18 protein-coding genes are annotated in these 20315 nt (G+C 49.5%); 2 read left to right on the top strand and 16 right to left on the bottom strand.

The window, feature by feature from the left end; translation table 11 throughout:
• The first annotated feature begins 2 nt into the window (after positions 1 to 2).
• Positions 3 to 1247 (top strand): hypothetical protein, encoded by a 1245-nt coding sequence (locus BB497_09480; protein ID AVI62910.1) that lies wholly within the window; start codon positions 3 to 5, stop codon positions 1245 to 1247.
• Here BB497_09480 and BB497_09475 read toward each other — a convergent pair.
• The 15 genes from BB497_09475 to BB497_09405 form a co-directional block, all read right to left on the bottom strand.
• Complete coding sequence (locus BB497_09475) at positions 1244 to 2518, bottom strand: ligase (protein ID AVI62909.1); 1275 nt, start codon at positions 2516 to 2518, stop codon at positions 1244 to 1246. The two genes, BB497_09480 and BB497_09475, sit on opposite strands and share 4 nt — an antisense overlap.
• A gap of 121 nt (positions 2519 to 2639) precedes the next feature.
• Positions 2640 to 4025, bottom strand: a complete 1386-nt coding sequence (locus tag BB497_09470) for an undecaprenyl-phosphate glucose phosphotransferase (GenBank protein ID AVI62908.1) — start codon at positions 4023 to 4025, stop codon at positions 2640 to 2642.
• A gap of 36 nt (positions 4026 to 4061) precedes the next feature.
• A complete protein-coding gene (locus tag BB497_09465; protein AVI62907.1) occupies positions 4062 to 5150 on the bottom strand; it encodes a GlcNAc transferase in 1089 nt (362 codons plus the stop codon).
• Positions 5147 to 5653, bottom strand: coding sequence for a glycosyl transferase family 28 (locus BB497_09460; protein AVI62906.1), 507 nt, complete (start codon positions 5651 to 5653; stop codon positions 5147 to 5149). The genes BB497_09465 and BB497_09460 overlap by 4 nt, the downstream gene beginning before the upstream one ends.
• Positions 5650 to 6111: an oligosaccharide biosynthesis protein Alg14 gene (locus tag BB497_09455; protein AVI62905.1), complete on the bottom strand. Its 462-nt coding sequence runs from the start codon at positions 6109 to 6111 to the stop codon at positions 5650 to 5652. The genes BB497_09460 and BB497_09455 overlap by 4 nt, the downstream gene beginning before the upstream one ends.
• Positions 6108 to 7343 (bottom strand): hypothetical protein, encoded by a 1236-nt coding sequence (locus BB497_09450; GenBank protein AVI62904.1) that lies wholly within the window; start codon positions 7341 to 7343, stop codon positions 6108 to 6110. Before BB497_09450 ends, BB497_09455 begins: the two co-directional genes overlap by 4 nt.
• Positions 7344 to 7384: 41 nt before the next feature.
• Entirely contained in the window at positions 7385 to 8122 is a 738-nt protein-coding gene (locus BB497_09445) for a lipopolysaccharide biosynthesis protein (GenBank protein AVI62903.1), read from the bottom strand.
• Positions 8123 to 8272: 150 nt separating this feature from the next.
• Positions 8273 to 9592, bottom strand: a complete 1320-nt coding sequence (locus BB497_09440) for a UDP-glucose 6-dehydrogenase (protein ID AVI62902.1) — start codon at positions 9590 to 9592, stop codon at positions 8273 to 8275.
• Positions 9593 to 10649: 1057 nt separating this feature from the next.
• Complete coding sequence (locus BB497_09435; protein AVI62901.1) at positions 10650 to 11699, bottom strand: porin; 1050 nt, start codon at positions 11697 to 11699, stop codon at positions 10650 to 10652.
• 265 nt (positions 11700 to 11964) lie between these two features.
• On the bottom strand, positions 11965 to 12777 hold the full coding sequence (locus BB497_09430; protein ID AVI62900.1) for a hypothetical protein: 813 nt from the start codon (positions 12775 to 12777) through the stop codon (positions 11965 to 11967).
• A 20-nt stretch (positions 12778 to 12797) separates the two neighbouring features.
• Positions 12798 to 13337 (bottom strand): diacylglycerol kinase, encoded by a 540-nt coding sequence (locus tag BB497_09425; GenBank protein AVI62899.1) that lies wholly within the window; start codon positions 13335 to 13337, stop codon positions 12798 to 12800.
• Positions 13334 to 14164 (bottom strand): thymidylate synthase, encoded by an 831-nt coding sequence (locus BB497_09420; protein ID AVI62898.1) that lies wholly within the window; start codon positions 14162 to 14164, stop codon positions 13334 to 13336. Before BB497_09420 ends, BB497_09425 begins: the two co-directional genes overlap by 4 nt.
• A 123-nt stretch (positions 14165 to 14287) precedes the next feature.
• Positions 14288 to 15091 carry a prolipoprotein diacylglyceryl transferase gene (locus tag BB497_09415; GenBank protein AVI62897.1) on the bottom strand — a complete coding sequence of 268 codons (804 nt, stop codon included), beginning with the start codon at positions 15089 to 15091 and terminating at the stop codon, positions 14288 to 14290.
• Positions 15092 to 15146: 55 nt separating this feature from the next.
• Entirely contained in the window at positions 15147 to 15944 is a 798-nt protein-coding gene (locus BB497_09410) for a hypothetical protein (GenBank protein AVI62896.1), read from the bottom strand.
• Positions 15941 to 17116, bottom strand: coding sequence for a response regulator receiver protein (locus BB497_09405; GenBank protein AVI62895.1), 1176 nt, complete (start codon positions 17114 to 17116; stop codon positions 15941 to 15943). The genes BB497_09410 and BB497_09405 overlap by 4 nt, the downstream gene beginning before the upstream one ends.
• A 146-nt stretch (positions 17117 to 17262) precedes the next feature.
• Here BB497_09405 and BB497_09400 point away from each other — a divergent pair, with 146 nt between their 5' ends.
• Entirely contained in the window at positions 17263 to 18036 is a 774-nt protein-coding gene (locus tag BB497_09400) for a hypothetical protein (GenBank protein ID AVI62894.1), read from the top strand.
• Here BB497_09400 and BB497_09395 read toward each other — a convergent pair.
• On the bottom strand, positions 18019 to 20280 hold the full coding sequence (locus BB497_09395) for a phosphoenolpyruvate--protein phosphotransferase (protein ID AVI62893.1): 2262 nt from the start codon (positions 20278 to 20280) through the stop codon (positions 18019 to 18021). The genes BB497_09400 and BB497_09395 overlap by 18 nt on opposite strands.
• Positions 20281 to 20315: the final 35 nt, after the last annotated feature.

The raw sequence follows: 20315 nt of genomic DNA, 5'->3' as shown, positions 1-20315 counted from the left end.
TCATGCATCCCCTCCGTTCTATTGAAAAGCTACTGCCATTTATCACTGCCGCCACACCAGGTGGATTCCGCATATTTGTGCTTGGCTTTGCTAGCTTCTTTGTTGTGCAGGATAGTGTTGTCTTCTTTTCGACCCAGTATACCTTAGCGTCTTTTTTTGTCATGGTGTCTGGTGTTGGATTTGCTACAATTTTAATGAAAAGAATGGCTAATGATGAAAGATTTTCGATTTTTTTTCGTTATGCGCTCTCTTGCTCCCTGATCGGAGGAGGCGTTGCAGCATGTGTGCTATTTGTGATCTCACTGGCGGTTCCTGTACCCAACTTATGGGCTGTACTAGGGCTAACATTAATAACATCACTTTACCAAGTTTTTCGAAATTACCTAGTTTTTAAAAGACATTTCTGGAAACTTTTCTTTTATGATTTTATCATTGGGCTTTTGTTTCTTATCTTTACTCTAGCGGCGTTCCTCACCTTGGGCCCATTAGACGCAGGGAAACTATTGAATGTTCTGACTGTGTCTTACGCACTTGCTTTTCTTATAGTTTGGGGGATAGTGGCTGCGCAGGAAAGTGGTGGCGCATTTACTGCTGGAGTAAAATTAATTCCTCTCAGAGACTTACTCTCGAGCTTAGTAGTGGGCTTTTCAAATGCAGCCAGTAGTGGTGTTGGATTTATTTTGCCCTCTTTATTTATTGCGCTTGGAGGCAACGATGTTGCTATTGTAGCTTCCCTGTGTGTAGCGGTGTTTAGTGCTATGTCTGCTCTGCCGAGAGGATTAATTAACAATAATGCTTTCGCATTATCGAAAATGGTCATGTTGCGAGACTATGCATCTACAGTAGTAGTACCGCTTCGCAAAAAAATATACACACTAGTAGCCGTCTTGGTTCCTACGCTTTCTATTACTATCGTTATGTATTTTTACATCTCTAATGCGGTCACCGATTATTGGATAGTTCTATTTTTTGTTGCTGCATTTGCATTTAATGTAGCAACAGGTCAGCTAGGCGTGATTGAATCAGTACTAATTAACTTCTGTGGCTATGAGCGTTTCTCACTTACCTTTAACATGGTGGTCTTTTCATTAGTACTTTTAGTATTCGGAATCGTGCGGTCTATTCCTGAAGCGCAAGAGTGGGTATACATCATCTATGCCGTTCCTTTTGCACTGGGAGTTATAAATATTTTACGATTATTTTGGTACCGAAAGATGGTAATCCGCTATTTTGAAGTTGCCACCTAACCGGTTTGCTCAGTCCTGCAGGGATGTGGCCGAGCAGCATTGTAGGTACCCCATAGTGTTACCAGCAAAAAGGCGTACATCATCACCCCGCTGTTATGCCCCATGAATACCTGAGTTAAACCAAAATCCATAAATGTGACAGGCAGCAGCACACCAGCAGTTGCTAGCGCCCGAGTGCCAAGGTGTTTAGCTTTGAGGTGACGGGCAAATAAGCGCAGAGGCACAAAGTAAAGCGTTAACAGCACTACCAACCCGAGCAGGCCTCGTTTGGCAAGCGCATCAATAAACTCATTATGCGCATGACCGTATTGGGCGGCTTCATCACTGATCACACCGGCCTCTCCAAAAGCGGACATGGCATCGGCATAGCCATTACTTCCCCAACCGGTAAGTGGTTTTTCTTTAATAAGTAGAGCAGCACCACGCCACATATCAAACCGTGCACCTACCGAGGTAGAGCGGTTTTCCCCAGAAATATATTGCGCAACATCGCTGAAGCCGTGATGGATACGCTCCTGGACTCCCATCTGCGGTACCGCATACACCGTAGCACCACCGACCACCACGGCAACTAACGTCGCTATTTTCAGCTTAACCGAAAGCTGATTACCGTAGGCCCGATATAGCACTAACAGTACAATCGGAAACCCGACCCACCCTCCTCGGCTGCCTGAAAACAGTGAGCCCAACATGCCACCAGCTGCCCCTAGCAGCAGCAATGCCAGCCATATACCACAACGTCGCTGAGTAGCGGCCCAACCAAGTCCCGCTATACAGAGCACACCTAGCAGCATACTTAAGTTGCCAAACTGAATCACTTGAGTGTGGCCTTGGGCACGTTCCACGCCTTCGACTAACTTTTGCCAGCCACTCCAACTGCCTGCAGTTATAGCTCCAACTGCTATACCGCCCCATAGATAAGCCAGCTTGGGTGGGTAGCGCAGCACCCATAACAAGGCAGGAATTGCTAGAATAAAACGAATGGGTCTATCAAGCCCACTGCTTCCCTGTCCATCCAGCCAAGCTTCAAGCATGTTCACCACTGCATAAGCGAGTAGCGCAGCAATTACCCAGGTGTCTTGTTTGGTTAGTACAGGCAGCCGACGTGCGATGATCATCCCCACACCAGCGATAAACAGCATCACTGCACCGATGGAGTAACCGCTAGGCACCACCAAGCATGCCGCTGACAATAAAAAAACAGCGATACTCGTAAATTGATTCGGAAAGGAAGCAACTTTTTTAGTAGAGAAATGGGTGAACAACGTCATTAAATCACTAATCCTGGCAATTAAGGAGCACGTTAGGCCGCTAAAAACTTAAAAGTGCGAGTCTATCACACCCTATCAACCCGCCTTCTGCTAAAGACAGTTATTGAATGTTGTTCAAGAATTAATAGGCATTTTTATTAATAAAACCTTTGAATACAGTCAGCACGATGATCTTTAAGTCCAACCAAAGCGACCAGTTGTCTATGTACCACAGATCATACTCTACTCGACGCTGCATTTTTTGTAGCGTATCTGTTTCCCCACGTAGACCATTAACCTGCGCCCAACCAGTAATACCTGGCTTCACTTTATGGCGGCGCATGTAGGACTCAACCAGCTCTTTGTACTGCTCGTTATGCGCAAGCGCGTGCGGGCGTGGGCCGACAATCGACATGCGACCTTGGAGTACATTGTAGAATTGCGGCAGCTCATCTAACGAAGTGCGCCTCAAAAATGCCCCTACGCGAGTAACCCGGGGGTCATGCCTGCTTGCCTGGGTGACGCTACCTACCTCTTCTTGATGCACATGCATTGAGCGAAACTTATAGACCCTGAACCGTCGACCATTCGATCCTTCTCGATACTGTTTAAACAGAATAGGCCCTGGCGAGGTGAACTTGATGGCCAGCACAATCGCTAAGCATACCGGTAGGATCATAATGGAGATAAGCGAACCAATGATGATATCTTCGCTACGCTTAACAAAACGAGACATACCGCTCATAGGTGACACACTTAGGTCTATAGCATAGTGCCCTGCCACCTCGCTCATGCGGTGGTTAAGTAAATGCATATCCTCAAACGCGGGAATGAAGCGCACTTCTGCCGTGTGGTTGCGGAGTGCATAAAACAGCGCTCGAACCGTTTGGCCCATTTCAAAGGGAACACAGATCCAAACCTCTCGCGCCTTAGAGCGGCTAATTCGCCGGACAATACGCGCGATACACTCATCGCTAACTGTACCTTTAATACGTTCGACACCCGCGATGCTGTGCCCTTCCCAGGCGGCACTGCGGATACCTTCTGCAACGCTGAGTACGTTGGTCGCTGGACCAATCAAAAAAACCGGCCGTCTTGCGCCTCCCCGCAAGCGCACATGCTGTAAGCCAAGCTGCACCAGCGTGCGCGCCCCTCCTGCAAATAGAAACGATATTGCTAGAGTTAAGCCAATCCATAACCGGGAATAGCGATCAGCGGCATGGGAAAAAAAGATCAAAGATGCAGCAGTGATACCCACTGCTGCCCACACTAATAACAACTTACCCAACATTTGCGCTACCGGTGTAATTCGCCAGCGACGGTAACTACCAGACATGCTATTAATCACCAGCACTAGAAGGCCAATGCAAATTAAGGCGAGCACATAGCGCTCATGAGGTTGAAGCGAACTAAACCGTACCCAGTACGCTAACCAGCCGCCAACAAAAATGGCGAGCACATCAAAAAAGGGAAATACCACCTGCGGAGGGAAACGCTCAGAAAACGTCATCGTTTTTGGCTTACCCATTGCGGCCTCTCTTTATGCATTCAATCATCAACATGTTCAATCGCTTTGCTGCTTTCTCAAAATAGTACTCACCCCTTGGGAGAATACTTGCTGGTCACTAAACTGTTCGCGCACCTTGCTTGCCTGCTCGCGGAGAAGAGCACGTTTATCTTCAGATTGGGCATAAAACGCTTCGAGTGCTGCGACCAGGCCCTCTACTCCATCCTCATAAAAGAAGCCGTTCTTGCCCTCTTGAATATACTCCTTCGATGCATGCAGCTTCGCGTTCGCAATTACGGGAATCCCACAGGCCAGTGCCTCTACAGCGACCAAACCGAAGCTCTCGCTAACCGATGGAAATACAAACACGGAGAAACCCGTCAAAATGTTTGGCAACTGCTCTCTAGGAAGCGCCCCAGTGAATGTCGTTGAAGATGCAATCCCTAATTGTTCTGCTGCCCGTTCCAACACAGTTCGCTGAGAACCCTCCCCAACCAAGATTAGGCGCTTATTTGGGATAGCGAGCTTAGCAAATGCTTCCAGCAGCGATTGGCAGTTTTTACCCGCCTCTAGGCGTGACACACAGCCTACAGTGAACATATCTGACTGCGTCACTGATGACATAGTCGGCCGTGCAACGAAGTGCTCCCCTACGCTATCAGGGTACACTTTAACGATATGTGATAAGGGAAAGTCCAAATGTGTGTTGATCTGGTGGCGAAAATGTTCTGAAGGTGCCACACACAGATCTACATTGCCCTTTAGCCGATGAAAACAAGAACGAAATAGCCGCGAACTCGTGATTTGTACGAGATCGGTACCATGAAAGCGCAGCACCAGATAAAAATGCTTGGGCTTAACTAGTGATAGCAAATACAGCAGTGGCAAAAAATATACCGGGTAGTGAACTTCCAACAGAGTCCCGACGGGTTTATTGCGTAACGAAAGAACACACCGAGTAAGCAAACCTGCATATAGCTTAATCTTGCTGAATTTGCCGGTAGGCTTTTCACGAATCGCGACAAGCTGGACGTTTTCGTCACCCAGCGCCTGACGCCATGCTTGCTCAGTCGATTTTACAAAGGTGCCATAGTGAGGAGCTTGCTTTGTAGGGTAAAGATTGGTCCATAAAAGCAGCTGTTTCATAGCTTGCGGCCCTTAATACCAAGATGTTCAGCAATATGACGCCCTAGCTCATTATTTTGGCTTTTCTGGCCTGAAAGCTGGTAGGCCGCATCAGGGTTTATCAGTTCATCAAGGGCGGTAAAAAATGCCTGCTTATTGGAACAAAACGAGAGTGTTGGGAACCGGCCCGTAAATGCCTTGGCAGTATCCAGCTGATGATCGTTGCGGTGTTCAGCTAGTGCATATTGGCGCGGTAGAAATACGCCTCGCTTGCCATGATCTAGGCACGATAAAATACTGCCCATTCCTGCATGCGAAACAATACCCTGCGCTTGGCAAAACCATTGGTAATACTCGTCACTTGAGAGCGTTTTGAATACTTTCATATGTGGGTGGGTAAACTCGCTACTTTCACCCACCTGAGCAACCACCTCCCCTATGTAGCCGCTGGTATCGCGCCATTCTGCAAAAGTTTCCAACAAGCGATCAAACGGCAACTGGGTACCGACAGTGATAAAAATCATAGGACTTTTCCCCAGTAGCTGACGCGCTTGTCATTAGCCGCCAAATGCTCCCACTGGGTGAGACAGATATCGCAAAAAAACCGCGCTAACTTTCCAGAAAAGGAGAGCTGCTGGTAGTTGGCCATGCTATCGACCCAGATCACTTGTTTGCCCATAAGCTTAGCGATAAAGCAGAGGAGTAAGCCAGGCAGCGCGCCAGTAGAAATGACGGTATCTGGTTTAGCGATTTTCAACACGGCATACGTTCTACGGACAGCAGAGATCAGGTCTTTTATGCGACTGCCACGGTGTATATTGGGGCAAAAAAGGGTGGGGGCTTCGTTTACTATTAAGCCCTGTTCAGTGCTAGCAAAGGTAAACGAGACGCTGTTCTGATCCACATTCTCTACTATTTGCCCATAAAGCCGCTTTAGCTGTATGAAGTGACCTCCGAAAGATCCCACTAACAGAATTTTCATGATTCCTCCCTGAATGTCAGCTGTTCATATTTTAGTTTATGAAGGTACCCCACCAATAATGCGGTAGCGCTCGAAGCAATGCCTGAATTCACCACATGCCCTGCTGCCACGCTAACTCCCAGCACGGTAAAAATAAGTAGCAAAAAACTAATCCCAAACCGTGATTGACGCTTTAACAGTTGGGCTGCCCAGATGACCCCTAGCAGCCAGGGCAAATAAAAGAGCACGCCACCCACCACGCCAAACGTAATGAATACATCGACAATATCTATTTCAACCAGAGACCCTCGAATGCTGAGTAGCTGATCAACCCCCACTCCAAACAGGACATCCATAAATCCAAAAGGCACGATCACAAGCTCAATCGCTTCCTTCAGAAAAGAGAGACGACCGCTAAGTAATGCCCCCCAAAAACCACCGTGTAATTGCTGTAGAAAAAGCATCCGGTCAAGTAAACCAGTCGCCTGTATGAACTGATAGCCAAGTACGATGACCGCCGCCATGCCTATCAAACCAAACGTATATACAGTAGGGATGCGCCTGACTTTAAAGTAACCGTTGTGTATGAGAGAAAACACGAATATTAAACAGATGCCTAGCATCGCAACTTTAGTGGCTTTCATTAGGAAAAAAATCAGAAACACACCAAACACACCAGCTAGCAGCCAAGTACTTTTCGTCTCCGCAAGCCGAAATAGCACAATGCTGGCGGAAGCCAGCATGAGGTAACTCATTTCATTACCTGCGATGATGAAACCTTTACCGCCTATTCCCCCGGCATACTGGGACTCTCCAACGCCAAACACACCTAGCGTGACGTTCAACGACATAATGAAAAAGTAAAAAAACATTAACCATGCAATTTTTCGACGGTTCCAAAAATCGCTTGGATGCTTAGCTTCGCCTACTAAATAAAACAGCAAAACTAGTGTCAGTAGCCCCCTTACAGCCCATGTGATGCTTTCGATGGCATGCCCGTAAGTGAACACCTGGTAAAAGAGACACAAGGTGATCAATGCAGCGCATAAAAGTGCGTATACAAACAGCCTTACATGATAAATCAACATCATGATCATCAGCCCTATAAAACCTAGTGCCTTATAGGGCGCAGAAATGCTCGGTATAGGCACGTTATGGTAGTAAAAATAACCATTCACCGTATCAACAACAGGCCATGCTATGAGAAAACACAGCAGTAAGATATTGATGCACTTTTTCAGTTCAAGGTCCATGGATGCCTCCGGCGGGCACTGAGCGCTTCAAATGCCTCAACTTACTTGGCACGCCGATAAGCAACAGCTACTTGTTTTACAAAAACACTGAACACCGCCACTAACGGAGTCAACAGCAAAGCTACTATTATACCAATCGCTAAGATAAACTTTTTACCAATACCCGCTGGCTCAAGGGATTGTAACGCGAACTGGGTTGAGTCACCGGGGTTAATACTTTCAATACGACGCTCGAGCTGGAGCATTTTCTCAAAAAAAGTAACCTGTAATTCGCGTGCAGCTTCACTGTTTGACTCACGTGCTGCTTCTAACGCTTGAGAGTAAGCTTCGTACTGTTCATTTAGTCTCTCTGTTAAGCTTTCAACCAGCTGATGCTGATCTTCCTGAATGGAGGCGACTAAGCCTTCGTGAAATTGTTCAACAACAGGCCGATATGCTGTCTCCGCGTCACTACTTATGCGAAGCAACAGGGTGTTTCTAGGGTTAGACACATCGACATCAAAAGTAATACCAGTGATTTCATCGTCTTGTAAAAGCTGCCTACGCTGCTGGTCAATAAAAACATTATCTAATTTTGCGATGACCTCTTCGGGCTTTTCAAGCCCCACACGATTTCCTTCCAGTGTTTCATAAGAAGCAATAGCGTACACCGTGACAAACCCATACTTTACTGGCTTCAGCCATAGCGCAATCAGTGTTAAGAGCATTATGCAAACCACACTTGCAAGCATGATTTTCCACTGTTTTATCAGCAAAACCACGAAGTCAACCAGCAACATTTCACCTGGGTTTGCATTCTCCTTAACCCGTGAATCCATTCTATCCCCCGTCATTACTGCTCTCCATTTACCGCATAGCGGTTATGCTTATTAGGCTAATTAATTTGCACGACGCGTCTAAACTTACTTGACAAGTATAGATTTCAATACTTATCGGCCAACACCATAATATTTAATTCCCTTTTTCAGCATGCGAGAAGGATCAAATAAATTACGGCCATCAAAAATAACCGGCTGAGAAAGCGTTGCTTTAATCAAGTCAAAATCGGGCGCTTTAAAGGACTGCCAATCAGTGACAATAATGAGAGCATCAGCATTTTTAAGCGCCGCCTCTTTAGTACCACATAGCGTTAAATCATTACGATTCCCATAAATGCGCTGTGCTTCTTCCATCGCTTCGGGGTCATACGCTTTTACTTTAGCTCCTGCTTGCCATAACGACTCCATCACCACGCGGCTAGGCGCTTCACGCATATCGTCAGTATTGGGCTTAAAGGCAAGCCCCCACAAAGCGACTACCTTGCCTTCCAACTGGTTACCAAAATGTCGGCTAATTTTTTCAAACAACGAATTTTTTTGCAGCTGATTGCGCTCTTCTACTGCTTTAAGCACTTTTGCATCAAAGGCAATACCTTCCGCTGTACGAATAAGTGCCTGAACGTCTTTAGGAAAACAAGAACCACCGTAACCTGCGCCAGGATAAATAAAATGGTACCCAATGCGTGGATCGCTGCCGATTCCTTGCCGAACCATTTCAATATCAGCACCTAGTCGTTCAGCCAGGTTAGCCATTTCGTTCATGAAGCTGATTTTAGTAGCTAACATACAGTTAGCCGCATACTTAGTTAGCTCAGCACTATGAACATCCATGGTAATCATTTTGTCATGGTTGCGATTAAACGGAGCGTAAAGCTCCCGCATGATCTCAATAGTGTCGCTATTATTGGTACCAATAATAATGCGATCAGGTTTTTTGCAGTCAGCAACAGCGCTCCCCTCCTTCAAAAACTCAGGGTTTGAGACGACATCAAACAAAAAATCAACGCCACGCTTAGTTAACACGTCAGCTACTTTAGAGGTTACTTTGTTAGCAGTACCAACTGGCACTGTGGACTTATTTACTATCACTACTGATTTTTGCATGTGAGTGGCAATAGTTTCAGCCACTTTTAATACGTATTGAAGATCAGCGCTGCCATCTTCGTCAGGAGGAGTCCCTACTGCAATAAACTGCACATCACCATGCTTAACACCTTCTTCTGCGTTGGTGGTAAACGTCAACCTTCCTGTCGCATGGTTTTCAGCAACGAGTGTCTCTAACCCTGGCTCATAGATAGGAATGATGCCCTGCTCCAAGCGTGCGACTTTTTCAGCATCTACGTCAACGCACACTACGTTATGACCTACGTCAGCAAGAACGGCGCCTTGCACCAGCCCGACATAGCCTGTTCCGAACACGGTTACATTCATACTTTTCCTATCAACTTACATAGCTCGTTAATTGACACAGCCAGGCACAATACTGTCGATCGGCTGGCAGCTATAAACGTAAACTATCATACCTGTTCGCAGCTGCGCTGTAATGTTGTGCCGATTTCTGCAACGCTGCAAATTAAATCCTGCACGTAGCTCTCGCTAATAGCGCGGCGACTCTTTGCAATAAGAAATGATGTCAAAGCCAGGACCCTAGGTGCCACCGCCCGGGCTAACTCGGATGCATCCCGTCATTAGAAGGAGCTCATCACAACGCCACAATTCTTGAAGCGCATGCTGTTAAAGCACCTGCGGTCAAACTGGACTAATTATACTCAAGACGGCACCTACTCACCCGCTCAACGATCACTTGATCATTCGTTAACGACGTGGTGAGTGAACTTGTGTAATGGACAAGCCGAGCGTGAGCAATTCTAGCATGATATTGGGCAACCTTTAGCCACGCTTTAGATAGGCCAGAGTCTTTTGACTTATTCCTGAGACGCAAAGCTCTCGTGCATAGTCATCTTTGTCGAGTCTGGAAGGGCGTCAGCTATCGCTTTACAAACTCAGCTAATGAATCAGCAACCTTCACGATCTTTTCACGCTGCGGAGGCGCTGGGTGCTGGAAGCGCTTGGCCTCACCGAGGCTTCATCACAGCTTCGCAAAGCACCTTCTCGGATGCTGGATAAGTATGCGCATTTTTATGATTGAGCTTTAAGTGACATACAGTAAAGCCGCAGGAAGCAAATACGGTTTTACATTTTATAGAGCTTATTGCGCATCAAGATCGACATCAATGGATGACTGCAATTTTGCAAGAAATACCATCTCGTCGATTGCTATGCAGTTTTGCAAAACAGGCTTGCAGAATTGCATACTTAATTTTTTAAGCTATTGATTTTAAAGGATATTTTTTTATAATGGGGGTTATCACAACAAAATAAATAAAATATAATTAGGATATTGAAAATAAAAAAACCGGCCTCAAAGAGGCCGGTTCTATTGCCAGTTTTAGCGGTTACTACTTAAAGCGAGACGTTTCAACCAAGCTTAGAACAGGTAACGAGCACCCGTCAGCCAGTAAACATCGTCAGAAAAGTCGCGGATTTGAGCGTCGCGAGTCGAAGGAGCATCACCATCATATAGCTCTGCGAACACATCAAAGTTACTAGAAACTTTGTAGTATGCACCAGCTGCCCATGAATTACTGTCGTCAGCACCACGACGATCAATATGATACACATCAGCGTTAAACGCCCACGGCCCAGTCGTATATGTTAGACCTAAACCGTAAGAGTCAAAACCATTATCTCTATCATCGGCGGCTAAACGAGCAGCAGTATTGGGATCATCATTACGATCTTGGGTTTCAAAACCGGCACGTAATGTTAACTGATCATCAATAGCATAAGAACCGATCAGGCCGTAAATCATTTCACCGGTGCCTTCGCCACGCTCAACATCTTCAATAAAGCCTAGACCAACAGTCACAGGGCCTTCCTGATAACGAACACCACCCTGTGCAGCAACGACAGTGCTATCACGGTCTAGATCTTCACCACGGTCACTGTAGTGCTTCAACTGCAGAGCAGCAGTGAAACCATTCAGATCAGGCGTGTAGTAACCAATAGAGTCGCCACGGGACTGCTTCGGATGACCTTGAAACTCTAAACCCTGGTTCAGATAAACATCGAAGGGTAGGGAAACAAATGAATTATAAAAGCTATCAAAGTTACCGCCCTGGATAGTACCAAACTGGTTACTTTCCAAGCCGATATAGCTTTGACGAGTTTCAGTAAATGCGTTGAAGCGGTTGTCACCACCATCAGCCTGGAAGCGCCACTCAACGTGACCGAAGGCAGTCAAATCTGACGTTACATCCTGACTCATACGCAAGCCAAGACGAGAAAACACGTCGCGAAACTCTGCGCTTGTGCTTGCGCCGTCATTGGCAGGTACGCCGCCACCTTCAATACCCATTGCGATACGACCGTAAACGTCCAGACGGGTGCCGTCTTGGTCGTATACGGTAGCTGCTTGAGCGGCAGCAGAAGCGCCGAGGGCGCCAATGATAGCAGTCGCTAAAAGTGTCTTTTTCATGATGTAGGTTCCTTAACTAGCTTACTGTTTCGATCGTTTTTACAAGCTTTCAAAAATGAAGCCTGCAGTTGGCTTGCGGGTCATGCTCTTGTTCCATCCTCCGGTTTTTCCCGGTGGTATGTGGCATGTCCTCAGCTAAACCTTGTTATATTCCAATGCTCGCAGGTCAAACTCTATACCGTGAACCCAATGAACGCAATAGAAAAAAACAGTGTTTTTTTACGATTTATGCTTTTTTAGGGAACCCAGCTAGACTTACCCGGTCTCAGTGGCCTTCAAATTTCTGCTGAAGACCTTTTAGTTTTTCTTCTAAACTTATCGGCTTTGGTTTACTTCCTTGCGAGGGAAGCAGCCCAGCATTCTTATCGCCATGCTTATTAAGCGGTTGCGCGGTAGTTCTGCTATTCGCTGCTGAAGCTACCATTGTAGTGGCATTTTTCGGTTTCGCCGCATTTTTCTGCGGGGCTATAGCCGATTCATCAGTGGGCCGCTCTTTTCGCCGCTGGCGGGCGTGTAAAGAGGCTTCTTTATCAACCTTTCCCACTGGATTACCATCCAAGTCGAGGCGCTCTACGCCCTCGCGCATTGATTTTACGTAGCGTGGTAAATTCACGTAGTTAGCAAGCGCTCGCCGAATTAATTTACCCGACCAAGGCTCACGCTGGGCAAGGTCGTGATGGATACCAATCTTAAGCGGCTTGGTGTGCCCTTTAAAAAAGGCCTTCGGATAACGTTGGTACCACTGATTTAGAAGCGCTTGGGGTGAAGGTGCTTCCGCTCCTTTTGCAACTTCGTGCACAGTTTCTTGTGCAGCTTCTTTTGTAACTGCACGCTCTACTGTTCCTTCTGTAGCGCCTCGCTCGCCTGCCTCCGGCTCTGTCTTTTCGTTTTGCTGGGGGATGCTTTCTGGCGCTTCCAAAGACGCTTCAGGGACGGGTATATCGTCATTTGGTTCGCTTTGGGCAGCCAGTTGCTGCTTGAGCCAGGCATTCTCTCGGCGAAGCGTTTTTAGCTCGGACGTTGTACGCTCAAGATGCGCCTCTAATGATGCTAATAAGTGCTGTACGCTGGCGGCCATGCTCCCCTCCTTTGTCCTAATCAGTCGTTGAAGCGCTCATATACGACGAAATCATAGTGGGGCTGCCCTTCCGCTGGGCTTCCTGCAACCCGCTGCACTTCGCGCCATTCCTCCAGAGAGAACTCTGGGAAGGACGCATCGCCATCAACATCAATGTCTACTTCAGTAATATAGAGGCGTTGCGCAAAAGGTAGCGCCTGACGATAAATCTCACCGCCTCCCATCACCATGATCTCTTCAGCCGCTTCAATGGTGGCCTGCTGATCAGCTAGCTCCAGCGCCGTCGGCAAATCATGGCATACCCGCGTGCCAGCTGCCTGAAAGTTTGTATCTCGCGTTACCACGATATTAAGCCGGTTAGGTAGCGGCTTGCCAATAGACGCATAGGTTTTACGCCCCATGACCAGCGGCTTCGCTTGGGTCATCCGCTTGAAGAACTTTAAATCTTCAGGCAAGTACCAGGGTAGTTTGCCATTCACGCCAATGACACGGTTTTTCGCCATGGCAACAATCATAGCGACCGGTACTAGCGAGTCGAATTCGCCCTCTTGGGAGCTCATACGGCCACCTCCGCTTTTATATGGGGATGTGAATCATACCCGGTGATCTCTATATCCTCGAAAGAGAAATCAAATAAGCGGGTTACCTGATCATTAAGCGTAAGCTTAGGCGCAGCCAGGGGCGTACGTGTTAGCTGCTCTTGGGCTTGCTCTAAGTGATTGCTATATAAGTGGGCATCGCCGAGCGTATGGATAAACTCGCCGGGTTTTAACCCTGTCACTTGGGCGACCATACTAAGCAGCAGCGCATAGCTTGCAATATTAAAGGGCACGCCTAGAAAAATATCCGCACTGCGCTGATAAAGCTGACAGGAAAGGCGCCCGTTAGCCACATAGAATTGAAATAGGCAGTGACACGGCGGCAGCTTCATTTCATCTACCTGGGCGGGGTTCCAGGCAGACACAATCAACCGACGCGACTGGGGCGACGTGCGAATTTGCTCTAGCACATTGGCAATTTGATCTACGCTGCCACCCTTAGGGTTTGGCCAGCTACGCCATTGATAGCCGTAAACAGGCCCTAAATCGCCGTTTTCATCCGCCCACTCATCCCAGATGCGCACCCCATTTTCTTGAAGGTAGCCAATATTGGTATCGCCTTTCAAAAACCATAGCAGCTCATGGATGATAGAGCGTAGATGCAGTTTTTTGGTCGTTAGCAGCGGAAAGCCACGGGAGAGGTCAAAGCGCATTTGATGGCCGAAAATTGAGCGCGTGCCGGTACCCGTCCGGTCGTTGCGATCAACGCCCTCCTCTAACACAGTGCGCATTAAGTCAAGATACGGCTGTTCAAGCGCTTCTTTCGGCGTGGGCGTTGTTGCAGTCACAGAATTTCCAGATTGTCAGGCAGTGTGGGCATGTATTCTATACATGGAAGCCATATGCGGCTAGAAGCTATGTGCGACCAGAAGCTATGTGCGACCTGGGAGTCGCACATAACTATTCACCGCTTACGATTTACTTACGTCAGTTTTGGCGTCGACAGGGTTATTGCGTGACCACGCAATCAGGTAGAGGCCAAACGCGATCATTGGCAGCGTTAGCAGCATCCCCATGGTGAACCAGCCGAAAGCAAGATAACCAATATGTGCATCGGGCTTGCGTACAAACTCTACCATGAAGCGGAATACGCCATAGCCCAGCAGGAACAGCCCCGACACAAAGCCGCGCGCACGAGGCTTGGAAGATACCCACCAGAGAATGACAAACAGCACAACGCCTTCTAACAGCGCCTCATAAAGCGCCGAAGGGTGGCGTGGCTCAGGCCCCATACCTGGGAAAGGCATCCCCCAAGGCAGCGACGTTACCCGCCCCGGTAACTCATAATTGATAAAGTTGCCTATACGCCCAGCGCCTAACCCAATCGGCACTAATGGCGCTATAAAGTCGGTAAGGGTAAAAAACGCCAACTGCTTGCGGCGTGCAAACAGCCAAGCAGCGAGCAGCACACCCAGCAGGCCGCCGTGGAAGCTCATACCGCCATCCCATACGCGGAAAACCCAAAGGGGGTCTGCCGCCCACTGCTCAAGGCCATAAAATAGCGCGTAGCCTAAACGCCCACCGGCCACTACGCCAATGGCACAGTAGAACAGTAAATCGCCAATATCGTCTTTCGTGAGACCTATGCGCGGCGCTCGCTTACAGCCTAACCACCAGGCAGCCACAAACCCCACCACGTACATTAAGCCATACCAATGAACTTGCAGCGGACCCAGTGAAATTGCGACCGGGTCAATTGTTGGATAATTGATCATCAAAAATCTCTAAGCGAAAAGAAGTAAAACGGCCAACACGTGAGCCGAAAAGCCATCATGCCAAAATGAAGCGAAGCCCTACGACTGCTAGCAGCGCTGCAAATGAGAACCGTAGCGCTTGGGCTGGAAGCACATGGGCAAGTTTCACCCCTAACCTTGCAAAGGGCACGCTGGTGAGCACAATCCCTAGAAAGGCTGGCCACATAACAAACCCCGTGGCCCAAGGGGGTAGCAGCGGATTACCCCATCCGACGATGATAAACGTCATAGCGCCTACCACCGCGATGGGCAGCCCACAGGCAGCTGAAGTGCCTACCGCCTGGGTCATGGAAGCACCACAGCGCGATAACCAGGGAACAGTCATTGCTCCGCCACCAATCCCAAATAGTGCAGAAATAGCGCCTACAACACCACCGGCTACTGTCATCGCGGCCTTACCAGGCAACCCCACCCCCGGTTTGGGATTAAGGCCTAGCACCATTTTGACTGCCAACAGCAGCACAAAGATACCGAACAGAGTACCCAAAACAGTGCCCGACAGATTACCGGCAATAAATACACCGCCAATCGCCCCCAGCATTAACCCAGGTAGTAACGCCATAAACCAGGGGCGGTGCACGCTTCCCTTGCGAAAATGCCCCAGCGCTGAAGAAGCGCCGGTTATCACGATGGTAGCCAGCGAGGTACCTACCGCCAAATGCATCGTGATTTCAGGGGCAATGTTTTGCAGGCCAAAGGCAAATACTAGCGCAGGCACAATGATAAGCCCCCCGCCAACGCCAAATAGCCCCGCCATTGTGCCTGCTGCCGCCCCTAAAACTAAATAACTTGCAATAATAGCCACTACTGTCATGGGGTAGGTGTCTCGCTGTTTCTATTAGGTACCCATTTGGTAATCATGCCCACGAGCGTTTCGGGCTGGTAGGGCTTAGCAAGCACATCGTCTAACCCAGCGGCCTCACAGGTATCACGCCTAGCATTATCAACATTTGCGGTTAACGCGACCAGCACGCTGCGTGGGCTTTCATTGTTATGTTCATAGTCGCGCCAGCGTCGCGCAGTTTCAAACCCGTCTAAGGTTGGCATAAAAATATCCATGAATACCAAATCATAAAACGTGGTTTGTTGTCGCTCTAATGCCTGCTCACCGCTGCTTACTCCTTCTACATAAAGCCCTTGGGCCTCAAGCATTTGTCGCGCCAGCATTAAATTTACGGGGCCATCATCCACTACTAGCACCTTAAGCTGCCGTTTGGTACTGGCTGGCAACGCCTGATCACCTCCTGCTTCGCTAACACTTTCCAGGGCAAAATTGGCCAGCAGAGCACGAATATCAGCCAGCCGGTCTTGCACGTGGTTAATATCTTGATGGCACTCTTTACACTGGTCTTTCTGCATTAAGTCATCCAGATAAGCAAACAGGTTATCGGCTTCCCGCTGTAGCAGTGTTAAGTAGCCTGACTTTAATCGTGACTCTTCTCGTGCACGGTCTCGCCCCGCCATAAGGTGCTTAAGCTGTTGTTGCTGCTGATGTAGATTTTCAAGCAGCGCTGGGTCCTGCTTGGGTTGCTCAGTCGTTGGCGGTATAAATGGCGCTTTGTCTTGAATACTCACTAGCTTGGCAAGCAGCTCGTTAACGTGTGCCACCCGCTGTAGCGGCAAAAACAGCTCTGTACTCTCGGGCGCAACTGGCTGTTCAACCGATGGCGAGCGCGCCACGGTATGACTAAGCGCCTTTGTGTTGCGCTCAAGTACTTTTAACTCGTGCATGAAGAGCACGTCTATCCGCTTAGCCCGGCTTTTGAGCAGCATAAGGAAAGCAGCCACGTTCATGCAGCTGCCTAATAGCAAGGTAAGGGTAAGCCACAGCGTTGTGCTCCATGACGCTTGATTTGGCGACATCCCCCAGATAACGAGCCCCACTGACACACACAGCATGACCAGTGCGGCTTGCACAAGCAGCAAAGGCCAAAGAATCGGCCATGTAACGGCATTCCAAAAGTGCTCTCGCTGATAGGATTGCATGTACAGAGTCCTGAATTGCGGTCAAGCAGCGGTGGTCAAACATCCTGGTCTAAGGTTAGTGTACGTCTAGACACCAACGCTGTCATTCCGCTCTTGTAGAGGTTGACGCTGTTGCTCACTGAATCTGAAGGATGACAGAGTTCGCGATGTGCTTAATCACCTTTGCCTGGCACCCAGGCAGCACCCAACCGCTTCGCTTAGCAGCGAACCGCGATGAGTTTCACGCACGCCCCACGGCGCCATTAGCCTTTTGGGATAACCCCCGTGGGCTGATGGGCGGACGGGATTTAGAAGCGGGAGGCACATGGCTGGCGGCGAACCAGCAGGGTCGGGTAGCCGCACTAACCAATGTACGCGACCCCCGTCTTGCTACGCCGGCCGACGCACCTAGCCGGGGGGAACTGGTGGCGAGCGCCCTGCAATGTAGCGACATTGATGCTTGGCTGATAGAACTGGCTAACACCGAGGCGAAGCACTACGCCGGATTTAACCTGCTCGTCGCTACAACAGAACGCTTATGGCATCTGCATAGAGGTTACGATGGCACTCACCTGACCGAGATCGCCAGCGGGGTGCATGGCCTCTCCAATGCGACGCTAAACACTCCCTGGCCAAAGTTAACCGCCGTAAAGCAGGCTTTAGCCCATAGCCACCCTGATAACTGGCGCCACGCTACTCAAGAGGCCTTGCACAGCCCACGGGTAGCACCTGACACCAGCTTGCCCGATACGGGGGTTAGCTTATCGCTTGAACGCCAGCTTTCCGCCGCCTTTATTATCGGTGAGCAGTACGGCACTCGGGCGACAACGTGGTTAACGCTCAATCAGCAAGGGGAAGTGGCAATGACCGAGCAGCGCTTTGGGCCGCTCGGCCGTTTTGAAGGGGAAACGACACTCTCAAGTTCAGTCTCGCGGGGGTAATAGGTGCGAAAGCTGCCATTCATCCATGCGCATATTTAAATGGGCATGCACTTGAGCGGGGGTATCCTGCTGCATAATTTCTTCAAGCAGCTGCTTTGCATCCGTAAAGCTTACCCGGCGAATCGCCGCGCGTACTTTAGGCAAACTGGGGGCGTTCATGGAAAGGCTCGTGAAGCCCATGGCCATTAATAACAGCGCCCCTGCCGGGTCTCCTGCCAGCTCTCCACACAGCGAAATAGGTTTATTCAGCCGCTTGGCATCTTGGGAGAGTTCCTGCAGCGCACCAAGAAGCGCTGGATGCAGCGCATCGTAAAGGCTTGATACTCGTGGGTTGTTGCGGTCTACCGCTAGCAGATATTGCGTTAAATCGTTGCTGCCCACTGAGAAAAAATCAACCCGCTTGGCCAACGCATCCATTTGATAAATGGTCGCGGGTACTTCGATCATCACGCCCACCTGGGGGCGGATGACGGTGGTACCCTCCTCACCTAACTCGACAATCGCACGATCTAGCAGGCGTAGCGCCTCATCGACCTCTTCTACATTGGTGATCATCGGAAAGAGCACGTAGAGGTTACCCAGACCATGAGAGGCTTTAAGCATGGCGCGCAGCTGCACCATCAATACTTCGGGGTGATCCAGGGTTACCCGCATGCCGCGCCAGCCCAAAAACGGGTTAGCTTCCTCAATAGGGAAATACGGTAAATCTTTATCGCCGCCAATATCCAGGGTGCGCATTACCACCGGCAGCGGCGCAAAGCCTTCGAGCTGCTCGCGATACATCCGCATTTGCTCTTTTTCACCGGGAAAGCGCTCGGTAATCATAAACGGCACTTCGGTACGGTATAGCCCGACGCCACCAATACGACTTTTAAGCAGCGAACTGGCATCGACGGCTAAGCCGGTATTGACCATCAGCGGCATAGAGTGGCCATCAGGCGTTTCGCTGGGCTGGTCTTGCTCGTGCTCCAGCACTTCACTGAGGGCTTTCTCTTCGGCGATTAAATTGGCGTAGCGGGTTTTCAGCTCTTCAGCGGGCCGCACAAACAAGCGGCCACGGTGCCCATCCAGCACAACAGGGGCGCCGTTTAAGCGCGGCAGTGGTAAATCTACCATGCCCAACACGGTGGGAATCCCCATGGCGCGGGCCACAATAGCCACGTGAGAGGTGCTTGAACCGCGTACCGACACCAGGCCTTTCAGCTTATCCCGCGGCACTTCACCCAACATCGCTACGCTGATTTCGTCACCGACTAAGATGGCGTTATCAGGGTAGGTTTCAGGCGTTGAGGGCGTATCTTCCTGCAAGTGCGACAGCACGCGGCGGCCCAGGTCGCGAATATCCGCCGCCCGCTCGCGCAGATAGTCATCATCGACGCGCTCTAAGTATTGCACATGGCGGCGCACCACATCGGCCAACGCTCCAGGCGCCCACTGCCCTTCACGAATACGTTTCTCTACCTCTTCTGAGAGCGCTGCTTCACCAAGCATTTGCTGGTACACATCAAAGAGAGCAAGTTCCTGGGCAGAAATACGGCTTGCCAAGCGTTCACCCGCAGCGCGAATCTCACTGCGCGTTTTGCCAATGGCCTCTTTTAAGCGAGCAACTTCGTAATCCTGATCGCTAGGAATCAGATCCGGGACGCTATTAAGATCAGCGGGCGGGGTAATGACTACCGCTTCGCCCATGGCCATACCGGGGGATGCCGCCACGCCTTTGAACATGGCTTGGCCACCCGGCAGCGCAGGGCGGGAAAGATTACCCGTGGCTAACGCATGGGCAAGCACCCCTGCCAACTGAGCAGCCATGGTGACCAGAAAGGCTTCGTCTTCATCATCGTACTGGCGTTTTTCAGCCTGCTGAACCACTAATACGCCAAGCATGAGGCGCTGGTGAATAATCGGCACCCCCAAGAAGCTTGAGTAACGCTCTTCGCCCGTGGCCTCAAAATAGCGAAAATGGGAATGCGCCTGGGCGTCTTCCAAATTAAGCGGTTCACTGCGCTTGGCGACTAGCCCCACCAAGCCTTCTCCCAGGGGCAGCACCACGCGGCCCACCGCCTGGGTACGCAAACCAATGGTTTCCATCAGCACTAACGACTCAAGCTCTTTATCGTAAAGATAAAAAGAGCATACGTCGGTTTGCATGGCCTTGCGTATGCGGCGAACCATGGTTGACAGCGCGGCATCGAGGTTTCGAGCGCCATTCACTTCCTGAATGACGCGACGTAACACCTCAAGCATGGAGGTTTTACTTTTCACTATTATTTGCCTCGCTG

Source organism: Halomonas sp. GFAJ-1 (genome assembly GCA_002966495.1).
Taxonomy (GTDB): domain Bacteria; phylum Pseudomonadota; class Gammaproteobacteria; order Pseudomonadales; family Halomonadaceae; genus Vreelandella.
The sequence above is the reverse complement of the archived record's forward strand: the minus strand, read 5'-3'. Positions and strand labels throughout refer to the sequence as shown.